Here is a 13770-nt window from a genome sequence, read left to right on the forward strand (position 1 = left end):
TGGCCTGGGCCGATGGTCCACGAGCCCGAGGACTCCATGAGTGACACGCCTGCTGTAGCCGCAACGACCGACCACCGCATCGCCGTGGTGGGAATGGCCTGCCGGGTCCCGGGGGCACCGGATCACGAGGCCTTCTGGCAACTCCTGCGCGAGGGACGGGAGTCGGTGACCGCACCGCCCGCCGGGCGCGGCATCGACGGCGCCTTCCGCGGTGGATTCCTCGACCGGGTGGACGGCTTCGACCCGGGCTTCTTCGGCATGTCCCCGCGCGAGGCGGCCGCCGCCGACCCGCAGCAGCGGCTCGCCCTCGAACTGTGCTGGCAGGCCCTGGAGGACGCGGGCGTACGCCCCGGTCTGCTGCGCGGCACCGGCACCGGCGTGTTCATCGGCTCCATGTCGGACGACTACGCGAAGCTCCAGCACCGCGAGGGCACCGCCTCCGCGCACAGCATGACCGGCCTCAGCCGCGCGGTCATCGCCAACCGCCTCTCCTATCTCCTCGGCCTCACCGGCCCGAGCCTCGCCGTGGACACCGCCCAGTCCTCCTCGCTGGCCGCCGTCCACCTCGCCGTCCGCAGCCTGCGCAGCGGGGAGTCCGAGGTCGCCCTCGCGGGCGGCGTGCACCTCAACCTCCTTGCCGAGGAGTTCACTTCAGCCGAACTCTTCGGCGCCCTCTCCCCCGGCGGCCGCTGCCACACCTTCGACGCCCGGGCTGACGGCTTCGTACGCGGCGAGGGCGGCGCCGTCCTCGTCCTCAAGCCCCTGCCGAAGGCCCTCGCCGACGGCGACCGGGTACACGGCGTCCTCCTCGGCAGCGCCCTCGGCAACGGCGCCGGGCACACCCTCACCGCCCCCGAACCGACCGCCCAGGAACGGGTGCTCAGGGCCGCCTACGAGGACGCGGGGGTCTCTCCCACAGGGCTCCAGTACGTCGAACTCCACGGCACCGGCACCCGGTTGGGCGACCCCGTCGAAGCGGCGGCACTCGGCGCCGCCCTCGGTGCGGTCCGCCCCGCCGAGGACCCGCTGCGGGTCGGCTCGGTGAAGACCAACATCGGTCACCTGGAAGGCGCCGCCGGTGTCGTCGGCCTGGTCAAGGCCCTCCTCTGCGTCAAACACCGCGAGTTGGCCCCGAGCCTGAACTTCACCCACCCCCACCCGGGCATCCCGCTCGACGAACTCCGCCTGGCAGTACAGCAGACGACCAGCCCCTGGCCGCACCCCGAGGCGCCGCTGCTCGCCGGGGTCAGCTCCTTCGGCATGGGCGGGACCAACTGCCATGTCGTGCTTGCCGATCCGGAGTCCGCTGGGGTGGGGGTCGGGGTCGAGGTCGGGGGATCGTCTGCGGCGGGATTGTCCGTGGTGGGCTCGGCTGGGGTGGGCGCGACTTCGGTGGGCTCGTCCGCGGTGGGCTCGTCTGTGTCGGACTCGTCTGTGCCGGACTCGTCTGCGGTGCGGGAGGCGTTGCCCTGGCTGGTGTCGGCACGCAGCGCCGCCGCCCTGCGGGCGCAGGCCGCGCAGCTGCTCGCCAAGGTGGAGTCCGCCGACGTCCAGCCCGGCCCGGCCGAACTGGCCGACCTGGCAGGCTCCTTGGCCACCACCCGCTCGGCCTTCGAGCACCGTGCCGCCGTACTCGTGGAGGACCACGGCTCCCTGCTGTCGGGCCTCGCCGCCCTCGCCGGGGGGCGCGGGGCGAGCAATGTGCTGCGCGGCGTGGTCCCGCGTGGCGAGACGGAGGCGGGAGGGGATGAGGCAAGCGGCCAGGGCACGGGCAAGGTGGCGTTCCTGTTCTCCGGTCAGGGCAGCCAACACCCCGGTATGGGACGGGAGTTGTACGACGCCTTCCCCCTGTTCGCCACGGCCCTCGACGAGGTCGCAGCCGCCCTGGACCCGGAACTGGCCTCCCGCCTGACCGCACACACTTCTCTGCCCGTCGTCCCGCTACGGGAGGTGATGTTCGCCGGGTCCGACACCGAACACGCCACCCTGCTCCAGCAGACCGCCTACACCCAACCCGCACTCTTCGCCCTGGAAGTCGCACTCCACCGCCTCCTGACCCACTGGGAGATCACCCCCGACCTCCTGCTCGGGCACTCACTGGGAGAGATCACGGCAGCCCACCTCGCCGGGGTTCTCGACCTGCGCGATGCGGCTGTCCTGGTGACCACCCGGGCCGCCCTCATGCAGGCCCAGCCCACCGGTGGGGCCATGACCGCCCTCCAGGCCACCGAAGACGAGACAATCGCGAGCCTCCCGGCAGACGGGACGGTGACCATCGCCGCCGTCAACGGACCGACGGAGACGGTGATTTCAGGCGACCACGACGCCGTCCATGCCCTCGCCACGCACTGGGCATCCCAAGGCCGCAAGACCACCCACCTCCACGTCAGCCACGCCTTCCACTCCCCCCACATGGACGGCATGCTCGACACCTTCCGCAACACCCTGCGCACCCTCACCTTCCATGCGCCCACCACACCCCTGATCTCCAACATCACCGGCGAACTGGCCACCACAGCCGAACTCTCCGACCCCGACTACTGGACCCACCACGTCCGCACCACCGTCCGCTTCCACCACGGACTCACCACCCTCCACACCCACCACACCACCACCTACCTCGAACTCGGCCCCGGCCACGCCCTCACCCAACTAGCCACCCACGCAAGCCAGTCCACGGAATCCACGAAGACCACCGCTCTCCCCCTCCTCCGCCGCAAACACCCCGAGGTGCGGTCCGTTCTGGCGACGCTCGCCGAGCTCCACACACAGGGCTCGGCCGTGGGGTGGGACCAGCTCTGTGCGGACGCCGGTACGCGGCGCGTGGACCTGCCGACGTACCCGTTCCAGCGCAGCAGGCACTGGCTGGACGAGAGCGCGTCGGCCCCGGGCCTCGGCACCGCGGCCGACGCGGCCCCGGAGGTGCCGCGGGGTGAGCAGCGCAGTGGCTCCGAGAGCGAGCAGGGTCCGGGGCACTCGCCCTCCGTCTCCTCGCCGAGCGACCCCGGCGCTCCCCTCCCCCGTCCCGGTGAGCTGCTCGACCTGGTTCGTGAGCAGACCGCCGCCGTCCTCGGATACGCGTCCGCGGGCGCGGTCGACACCGACTGGACCTTCCGGGACCTGGGCCTCGACTCGTACGGCACGGTCGAACTCCGCGACCGCCTGGCCCGGTTGAGCGGTCGGGACCTGCCGAGCACCGTCCTCTTCAACCACCCCACGCCCGGCGACATGGCCCGGTGGCTGCACACCCAGCTCAGCGGCGAGGACGCCACCGCACCGGCCGCCGGGGGGCCGGGATCCGCCCTCGCCACCGCGGACGATCCGATCGTGATCGTCGGCATGGCCTGCCGCTACCCGGGCGGGGTCTCCTCGCCCGCGGAACTGTGGCGGCTGCTGCGCGAGGAACAGCACGCCCTCGGCTCGTTCCCCGAGGACCGCGGCTGGGATCTGGCGGCCCTGCACGACGCCGACCCCGACCGCGCGGGCACCTCGTACGCCAGGAGCGGCAGTTTCCTCGACGATGTCGCCGGATTCGACGCGGAGTTCTTCGGGATCTCGCCGCGCGAGGCGCTGGCGATGGACCCGCAGCAGCGGCTCCTCCTGGAAACCGCCTGGGAGGCCTTCGAGCGCGCCGGTATCGAGACCGACCGGCTGCGCGGCAGCCGGACCGGCACCTTCGTCGGCGCCACCACCCAGGACTACGGTCCGCGGATGTACGAGGCCGAAGGCGGCCTGGACGGCTATGTCCTGACGGGTACGACGCCGAGCGTGGCCTCGGGCCGGCTGTCGTACGTCTTCGGTCTCGAAGGCCCGGCGGTCACCGTCGACACCGCCTGCTCCTCCTCCCTGGTCGCGCTCCATCTCGCCGCGCAGTCCCTGCGCAACGGCGAATGCGATCTCGCCCTCGCGGGCGGGGTCACGGTGCTGTCGACGCCGGGCATGTTCATCGAGTTCAGCCGTCAGCGCGGCTTGGCGGCGGACGGCCGCTGCAAGTCCTTCGCCGCCGCGGCCGACGGCACCGGCTGGGCGGAGGGCGTGGGCCTGCTGCTCGTCGAACGGCTCTCCGACGCCCGCCGCAAGGGCCACCGGGTACTCGCCGTGGTCCGGGGCACCGCCGTCAACCAGGACGGCGCCAGCAACGGCCTCACCGCCCCCAACGGCCAGTCGCAGGAACGCCTCATCCGCACGGCCCTGACCAACTCCGGGCTGACCGCGGCCGATGTGGACGCGGTGGAGGCGCACGGTACGGGGACGAAGCTCGGGGATCCCATCGAGGCGCAGGCCCTCCTCGCCACGTACGGACAAGACCGGCCGGAGGAACGGCCGTTGTGGCTGGGCTCGGTGAAGTCGAACATCGGGCACACCCAGGCCGCCGCCGGTGTCGCCGGGATCATCAAGATGGTCCAGGCCATCCAGCACGGGCAGCTGCCCGCCACGCTCCACGTCGACGAGCCCACTCCGCACGTCGACTGGTCCTCCGGTGGCGTCCAACTCCTCACCGAACAGAGGGAATGGCCCGCCCTCGATCGCCCCCGCCGTGCCGCCGTCTCCTCCTTCGGCATCAGCGGCACCAACGCCCACGTCATCCTCGAACAGGCGCCGAAGGACGAGGGCGCGAAGAACGAGGGTGCGGAAGGCGAAAGCCCGGCGGACGAGCTGCTGGAGAGCGCGGGCGCCCTGGACGGTACGGCCGGGTCGGGCTCGGGCCCCGACTCGCCCTCTACGCCCGCCAGTTGGCTGCTGAGCGGTCACACCGCGCAGGCACTCCGGGACGCGGCACAACGGCTGCTTACCCAGGTCACGGAGCAACCGGACCTCGAAGCCTCAGCTGTCGCCGACGCGTTGAACCGCCGGGCGCGCTTCCCGCACCGCGCGGCCGTGATCGGTACCGGCCGCGACGAACTCCTCGCCGGTCTGGCAGCCGTCGCCGAGGGCTCCCCGCACAGCAACGTCGTCACCGGCACGGCCCGTGAAGGCAAGACGGTGTTCGTCTTCCCCGGTCAGGGCTCGCAGTGGGTGGGGATGGGGGTCCAACTCCTCGCCACCTCACCGGTGTTCACGAAGTCCATGGAGGAATGCGCCCAGGCACTCGCACCCTTCACCGACTGGAACCTGCTTGAGGTCCTGGACGACGCCGACGCGCTCGGACGTGTCGATGTCGTACAGCCCGCTACTTGGGCCGTCATGGTTTCCCTGGCCCGCTGGTGGCAGGACCACGGCATCCACCCCGACGCCGTCATCGGCCACTCACAGGGAGAGATCGCCGCCGCGCACATCGCCGGAGCGTTGAGCCTTGAGGACGCCGCGCGGGTCGTCGCCCTGCGCTCGAAAGCCCTCACCACCCTCGCCGGGACGGGCGGCATGATGTCCCTCGCCCTCAGCGCCGAACAGGCCGGTGAGCTGATCGCGTCGTACGGAGACGACCTCCACCTCGCCGCCCTCAACAGCCCCACCTCCACCGTCGTCGCCGGAACCACCGAAGCCCTCGACAACCTCCAGCAACACTGCGAGGCCGAAGGGATTCGCCACCGCCGCATCCCCGTCGACTACGCCTCCCACACACCCCTCGTAGAACCGCTACGCGCCCAACTCGCAGCTCAGATAGGCGAACTGACGCCCCGTCAGTCCGACATCCCCTTCTACTCCACCGTCACCACCGAACCCGTAGACACCACCACCCTCACTACCGGTTACTGGTTCACCAACCTCCGCACCACCGTCCACTTCAACCCCACCATCCAAAAACTCCTCACCCACGGACACACCCACTACATCGAAACCAGCCCCCACCCCGGCCTCACCGCCGCCATCCAAGAAGCCACCGACACCGACACGACAGACACCATCACCGTCACCACGCACGCCACCCTCCTCCGCGGCGACGACACCCCCACCCGCCTCCACCACGCCCTCGCCCACGCACACACCCACGGCCTCACCCCTACCGCCCAACCCAACAGCCAACCCACCACCCACCACCCCGACCTCCCCACCTACCCCTTCCAGCACAAGCGCTACTGGCTCGCCCCGGCGGGCAGCGCGGGGGCCCGTCCCTCTGGTCACCCGCTCCTCGGAGCCCCGGTGGCCGTGGCGGGGACGGAGAGTGTGCTGTTCGACGGGAAGCTCGGGCTCTCCACCCACCCGTGGCTCGCGGATCACGCGGTGTCGGGAACGGTGCTGCTGCCCGGTACGGCCATGCTGGAGATGGCGCTGCACGCGGCCGTCCACGTGGGCTGTGCGCGCCTCGACGACCTGACCCTGTCCGACCCTCTGCTGATCCCGGCCGGTGGAACGGTGCAGCTCCAGGTCACGGTCGCCGCGCCGGACGCGGAGGGCCGACGCCCGGTGCACCTGCACTCGCGGCCTGCGGAGGCCCGGACCGGCGCCGAGCAGTTGGAAGACACCCCGTGGACGCTGCACGCCGAGGGCACGCTGTCGCCCGGTGCGGAGACCCCTCTCGCGGGAGTAGCGGATACCGATACCGATCCGGTATGGCCGCCCCGGGACGCCGAGGCCGTCCCGCTGGCCGACGGCTACGCCCGGCTCGGTGCGCTCGGCTATGACTACGGGCCCGTGTTCCAGGGCCTGCGGACCCTGTGGCGCCGTACGGACGAGGTCTTCGCCGAGGTGGTACTGCCGGAGGACGTGCGGCAGGCAGCAGGGCCGGGCTCCGGCGGGGGCTTCGACGCGCACCCCGCGCTGCTCGACGCCGTCCTGCACGCCGTGCTCCTCGGCGGCACGCTCGCGGCACCGGCCGACTCCGCGGAGGAGCGGGCGCTGCTGCCGTTCGCCTGGTCGGGGGTGCGTCTCCATGCGATCGGGGCCACGGCGGTACGCGCGTCTGTGCGGCCGGTGGGACCCGATGCGGTCTCGCTGGACCTGAGGGATCCCGCCGGTGGGCCGGTGGCCTCCGTCGAGCGGCTGACCTTCCTCCCGGTGGCGGTGGAGCAGCTGCGGGCACGGGCGACCGCCCGGCACGACGGCCTGTACCGGATGGACTGGGCACCCCTGCCCGTCGCGACGGCCTCGCCCACGGCGGCCGTCCCGGACACCGGCACGTGGTACCTGCTTGACGCGGGAGCCTCGGAGACGCGGATCCCCGCGCCGGAGAACGCGGAGAACGCGGAGAACACCGAACTTTCCCTGGCCACATGGGGGTTGACCGCCTGCACCGATCTGGACTCGCTCGCCGGGCAGGTGTCCCGGGGCGAGATCGCGGCCCCGGACGTGGTTCTCGTCCAAGGCGTGGTTCCCGTCCACGACTTGGCGCTGGACCGGGGCCCCGAGGGGTCGTCCGGTGCCGAGGGCGTGCGGCAAAGCGCGGCGCGGGCACTGGAGTTGGTACGGCAGTGGCTCGGCACGGAGCAGTTCGACGGGGCGCGGCTGGTCTTCGTCACGCGCGGCGCGATGGCCGTGGAGCCGGGTGAGGAGGTGCGCGACCTCGCCGGTGCGGCCCTCTGGGGACTGATACGGGCCGCCGAGACCGAGAACCCGGGCCGGTTCGGGCTGCTCGACCTGGACGAGGAGCCGGAGTCGGTACGTGCGCTGCCGCGGGCGATCGGCAGCGGGGAGCCCCAACTCGCCCTGCGCGGGGGCGAGTCGGCGGTACCCCGGCTCGTACGGATGCCGGGGAGCGGCGAGTCCTCCGGGACCGGCGAGTCCGCGGACTGGGATCCCGAGGGCACCGTGCTGCTCACCGGGGGCAGCGGCTCGCTGGCCGCGCTGCTGGCGAAGCACCTCGTCGCGGAACACGGCGTACGCCATCTCCTGCTCGCGAGCCGCCGTGGCCCGGGGGCGGAGGGCGCGGACGAGCTGCGCGGCGAACTCCTCGCCCTGGGTGCGGCGTCCGTGACCCTCGCCGCCTGCGATCTCTCGGAGGAGGGGGCCACCCGCGCACTCGTCGCCGCCGTCCCCGAGGCGCGGCCGCTCACCGCGGTGGTCCATCTGGCGGGTCTGCTCGACGACGGCCCGGTCACCACGCTGACCCCGGAGCGCCTCGGCAGGGTGCTCGCCCCCAAGGTGGACGCGGCCTGGAACCTCCACCATGCCACCCGCGGGCTGCCGTTGCGCGCCTTCCTGATGTTCTCCTCCGTGGCCGGAACCCTCGGCCTCGCCGGTCAGGCCAACTACGCCGCCGCCAACGCCTTCCTGGACGCCTTCGCCCAGCGCCGCCGCGCCGAGGGCCTGCCCGCGCAGTCCCTGGCCTGGGGCCTCTGGGCGCAGGCGAGCGGCATGACCCGGCACCTGGCGGAGGCGGATGTCTCCCGTATGGCCCGCCAGGGGCTTGCCGCGATGGACTCGGCGCAGGGGCTCGCCCTCTTCGACGCCGCCCTCGGCACGGACGCGGCCCATGTGGTGGCCGCCCGCCTGAGCCTCGGCGCCTTCCGCACGGCTGCCGGTGCGGGCTCCGCCGCCACGGTGGTGCCGCCGGTGCTGCGGAGCCTGGTCCGGACGCCTGTGCGCAGGGCGGCGACCGGAGCGGCGCCCGCGGCGGGCACGGAGTTCGCGGCCCGCCTCGCGGCGCTGTCCGCCGCCGAACGGGACCGGGAGACCGCGGAGTTGGTCCGCGCCCAGGTGTCGGCGGTACTCGGCCACAGCACGGCCGAACTCGTCGACCCGGCAAAGGCGTTCAAGGAACTGGGCTTCGACTCGCTCACCGCGGTGGAACTCCGCAACCGCCTCGCCGAGGCCACCGGCCGCCGGCTGCCGACCACCCTCGTCTTCGACTATCCGAGCCCGGAGGCCCTCGCCGGTTACCTGAGCGCCGAGATCGGCGGATCCGGTGGCGCCGGGGCGGCTTCGGCGGCCGGGAACCGCGCCAGGACAGCGGCCGGAGGCGCCGCCTCCCGGGACCTCGGTGTGGACAGCGAGCCGATCGCCCTGGTCGGCATGGCCTGCCGCTACCCCGGCGGCATCGGCTCACCCGAGGACCTCTGGCGGCTCGTCCTGGCGGGCCAGGACGGCATCAGCGAATTCCCCAAGGACCGCGGCTGGGACCTCGGTTCGCTCTACCACCCGGACCCCGACAACCCCGGCACCTCCTCCACCAAGGTCGGCAACTTCCTCCATGAAGCAGGGGAGTTCGACGCGGAGTTCTTCGGAATCTCGCCCCGCGAGGCCCTGGCGATGGACCCGCAGCAGCGGCTTCTCCTGGAAACCGCCTGGGAGGCCTTCGAGCGCACCGGCATCGATCCGCTCTCGCTGCGCGGCAGCAGGACCGGAGTCTTCGCCGGACTGATGTACCACGACTACGCGAACGGGGTGAGCGACGCCGAGGCCGAGAGCGTCGCAGGACACGTGCTCACCGGCACCCAGGGCAGCGTGGCCTCGGGCCGCCTGTCGTACGTCTTCGGTCTCGAAGGCCCCGCGGTCACCGTGGACACCGCCTGTTCCTCGTCCCTTGTCGCGCTCCACCTGGCCGCGCAGTCCCTCCGCAACGGGGAATGCGACCTCGCCCTCGCGGGCGGCGCGACGGTCATGGCCACCCCCGACACCTTCGTGGAGTTCAGCCGCCAACGCGGTCTGGCGGCGGACGGCCGCTGCAAGTCCTTCGCGGCTGCGGCGGATGGCACCGGGTGGGGCGAGGGCGTCGGCTTGCTCCTGGTGGAGCGCCTCTCGGACGCCCGGCGCAACGGGCACCCCGTCCTCGCCGTCGTCCGCAGCACCGCCGTCAACCAGGACGGCGCCAGCAACGGCCTCACCGCCCCCAATGGCCCCTCCCAGCAACGCGTCATCACCACCGCCCTCCAGACGGCAGGTCTCACGGGATCGGACGTGGACGCGGTCGAGGCGCACGGTACGGGGACGAAGCTCGGGGATCCCATCGAGGCGCAGGCCCTCCTCGCCACGTACGGACAAGACCGGCCGGAGGACCGGCCGTTGTGGCTGGGTTCGGTGAAGTCGAACATCGGGCACACCCAGGCCGCCGCCGGTGTCGCCGGGATCATCAAGATGGTCCAGGCCATCCAGCACGGACAGCTGCCCGCCACCCTCCACGTCGACGAACCGACACCGCACGTCGACTGGTCCTCCGGTGGCGTCCAACTCCTCACCGAACAAAGGGAATGGCCCACCCTCGACCGCCCACGCCGTGCCGCCGTCTCCTCCTTCGGCATCAGCGGCACCAACGCGCACGTCATCCTCGAACAAGCCCCGGACGAGGCGGTCGTGGCCACCACCGCCGCCCCGAAGTCCGGGTCTGCTCCTACGACGGATCTCAACGCACCGCCGCTGCCGGTCAGTTGGACGTTGAGTGGACGCTCCGAGGAGGTACTGCGGGACCAGGCAGGGCTGCTACGGGGCTATCTGCGGGAGCACGCGGAGGTCAGCGCCGAGGAGGTTGCCGGTGCCTTGGCGCACCGTTCCCGGTTCGACCACCGCGCCGTACTCGTCGGCACCTCACGCGAGGAACTGCTGACCGGCCTCGAAGCCCTGGCGAACGGCCTGCCGCATCCTGCTCTGACCCAGGGCACGGCTCACGACGGCAAGACGGTGTTCGTCTTCCCCGGTCAGGGCTCGCAGTGGGTGGGGATGGGAGTCCAACTCCTCACCACCTCACCGGTGTTCACGAAGTCCATGGAGGAATGCGCCCAGGCGCTCGCGCCGTTCACCGACTGGAACCTGCTCGACGTACTCGACGACGCCGACGCGCTCGCCCGCGTCGATGTCGTACAGCCCGCTACTTGGGCCGTCATGGTTTCCCTGGCCCGCTGGTGGCAGGACCACGGCATCCACCCCGACGCCGTCATCGGCCACTCACAAGGCGAAATCGCCGCCGCGCATATTGCCGGAGCGCTGAGCCTTGAGGACGCCGCGCGGGTCGTCGCCCTGCGCTCGAAAGCCCTCACCACCCTCGCCGGGACGGGCGGCATGATGTCCCTCGCCCTCAGCGCCGAACAAGCTGGTGAGCTGATCGCCGCGTACGGAGACGACCTCCACCTCGCCGCCCTCAACAGCCCCACCTCCACCGTCGTCGCCGGAACCACCGAAGCCCTCGACGCACTCCAGCAACACTGCGAGGCGGAAGGGATTCGCCACCGCCGCATCCCTGTCGACTACGCCTCCCACACACCCCTCGTCGAACCGCTACGCGCCCAACTCGCCGCACAGATAGGCGTACTGACGCCCCGCCAGTCCGACATCCCCTTCTACTCCACCGTCACCACCGAACCCGTAGACACCACCACCCTCACCACCGACTACTGGTTCACCAACCTCCGCACCACCGTCCACTTCAACCCCACCATCCAAAAACTCCTCACCCACGGACACACCCACTACATCGAAACCAGCCCCCACCCCGGCCTCACCACCGCCATCCAAGAAACCACCGAAGCGCCGGAGAACGCGGACACCCACACCCAAGCCACCACGCACGCCCACCCTCCTCCGCGGCGACGACGACACCCCACCCGCCTCCACCACGCCCTCGCCCACGCACACACCCACGGCCTCACCCCCACCATCACCACCCACAGCCAACCCACCACCCACCACCCCGACCTCCCCACCTACCCCTTCCAACACAAGCGCTACTGGCTGGCGTCCTCGGCCCCGCAGGACCAGGCTGTCTCCGCCGCCGACGACGCCTTCTGGGCCTCCGTCGAGGGGGCGGACGCCGAGGCGCTGGCCGGAAGGCTCAAGGTTCCGGCCGAGGCGCTGGGGGCCGTCCTGCCCGCGCTCAGCGCATGGCGGCGGCAGGCGCACCGGGCCACGGCCCTGGACGACTGGCGCTACCAGGTGAGTTGGCAGGCCGCGGCTTCCGGCGAGGCCTCGGGCCTCACCGGTACCTGGCTGGCGTACACCGGAGCGGGGGCCGAGCCGCCGAAGGAGCTGATGTCGGCCCTGGAGGCCGCGGGAGCACGTACGGCCCATGTCCCGGATCTGCCGGAGCTGGAGCGCCGCCTGCGGGAGGAACCGGAGATCGCCGGTGTGCTCAGCCTGGACATCGGTACCGCCGCCACGCTCGCCCTGCTCAAGGGTCTGGCGCGGGGCGGGGTGGAGGTCCCCGTATGGCATCTGACGCGGCAGGCGGTGCGGGCCGTTCCGGAGGACCCGGCGCCGCTGCCGGAGCAGGCGCAGGTGTGGGGTCTGGGGCGGGTCGCCGCACTGGAGTACCCGCGCCTGTGGGGCGGTCTGGTGGACCTCCCCGGGCAGCCGGAACCGGAGGCACCGGAGGCGGAAGAGGCCCAAGCACCCGGCCCCTACGCCGAGTTGGTGCGGCAGCTCCGTGGTGGAGGCGCCGCTCAGGACGGTGAGGATCAGCTCGCCGTGCGGCGGACGGGGGCGTATGCGCGCCGGCTGCTGCGTCATCCGTATCCGGTCGCCACGGGTTCGGCGCCCTGGCGTCCCCGGCACACCACGCTCGTCACGGGCGGTACGGGCGCGCTCGGTCCGCACATCGCGCGCTGGCTCGCGGAGGCGGGAGCCGAGCGCCTGGTCGTCACCAGCCGACGCGGTCCGCTCGCCGAGGGCATGCCGGAGCTGGTGGCCGAACTCCAGGAACGCGGTGTGGACGCCGAGGTGGTGGCCTGCGATGTGGCGGACCGCTCGGCCGTCGCGGGACTCGTGGCGGATCTGGAGGCGCGGGGCCACCGGATCGGCACGGTCGTGCACGCCGCGGCGCTGATGCAGCTGAACTCGCTGGACGGACTCACCGCGGAGGAGCTGGACGCGGTCCTGGAGGCCAAGGTCGCGGGCGCGCGGCACCTGGACGAACTCCTCGCGCACCACCCGGTGGAGGCCTTCGTGCTCTTCTCCTCGATCGCCGGGGTGTGGGGCAGCGGCGACCACGGTGCCTACGCCGCGGCCAACGCCCACCTCGACGCCTTCGCCGAGCAGCGTCGCGCCCGGGGGCTGCCCGCCACCTCGGTGGCCTGGGGCGTATGGGGCAGCGACAAGCTGCCCGACGCGGTGGACCCGGACTTCCTGCGGCGGCAGGGGCTGCCGCTGATCGATCCGGAGACGGCCTTCGCCGGTCTCCAGCAGGCCCTGGACCACGACGAGACCTTTGTGGTGCTCGCGGAGGTCGACTGGGCGCGGTTCGTGCCGGTGTTCGCCTCGGCCCGGCGGCGCCCGCTGCTCGACACGATCCCGGAGGTCGCCGCGCTCCTCACCGAGGAGGGCCCGGAGGCCGCCGCGGGGACGGACCGCCATCCGCTGGTGCGGCGGCTGTCGGGGCTGTCACCGGACGCGCGCGAGGAGGAGTTGCTCGGGCTGGTGCAGAGCGGTCTCGCGGCGGTACTCGGCCACGAGCCCGAGCGGGCGGAGGTCCCGGCGAAGACCCCGTTCAAGCAGCTGGGCGTGGACTCGCTGCTCGCGGTGGAGGTACGCAACCGGCTCGCCGGTGCCACCGGCCTGAAGCTGCCCGCCACCCTGGTGTACGACCACCCGAGCCCGGGGGCCGTCGCGCGCTTCCTGCTCGGCGAGTTGGCCGCCGCGCTGTCCGCGGACGGCGGTACCGGCGAGGGCCAGGGCGGTGAACCCGGCCGTACCGCACCCGTGTTGAGCTCGGTGCACAGCGAACTCGACCGGCTGGAAACGGTCTTGGCCTCCGGCGGCGTCGAGCAGGCGGAGCGTTCCACGGTCGCCGACCGGCTGCGCGTACTCCTCGCCGAACTGGACGGGCCCCGTACGGCAGTTCAGGACGAGAGCGACGATCTCGACGACCTCGACCTGGTGGACGACGAGGACATGTTCGACCTCATCGACAAGGAACTCGGCGGGAGTTGACACCCGCTCTCGACCGCGGCCGCCCCTCGCCGGCCCGCC

Annotated in this window: 1 protein-coding gene; it reads left to right on the forward strand. The window is 72.3% G+C overall.

Annotated features, from left to right (window positions below; translation table 11 throughout):
* Nucleotides 1-36: 36 nt before the first annotated feature.
* Nucleotides 37-13731 (forward strand): type I polyketide synthase, encoded by a 13695-nt coding sequence (locus tag MID12_RS04305; RefSeq protein ID WP_263164996.1) that lies wholly within the window; start codon nucleotides 37-39, stop codon nucleotides 13729-13731.
* The last annotated feature ends 39 nt before the right edge of the window (nucleotides 13732-13770 follow it).

The sequence above is a fragment of the Streptomyces sp. SCSIO ZS0520 genome (genome assembly GCF_025643355.1).
In the GTDB taxonomy this organism is placed as follows: domain Bacteria; phylum Actinomycetota; class Actinomycetes; order Streptomycetales; family Streptomycetaceae; genus Streptomyces; species Streptomyces physcomitrii.

Bases quoted from the DNA above. Each gene is read 5' to 3' on its own strand.
- MID12_RS04305 (WP_263164996.1), top strand. From the start codon at position 37: ATGAGTGACACGCCTGCTGTAGCCGCAACGACCGACCACCGCATCGCC.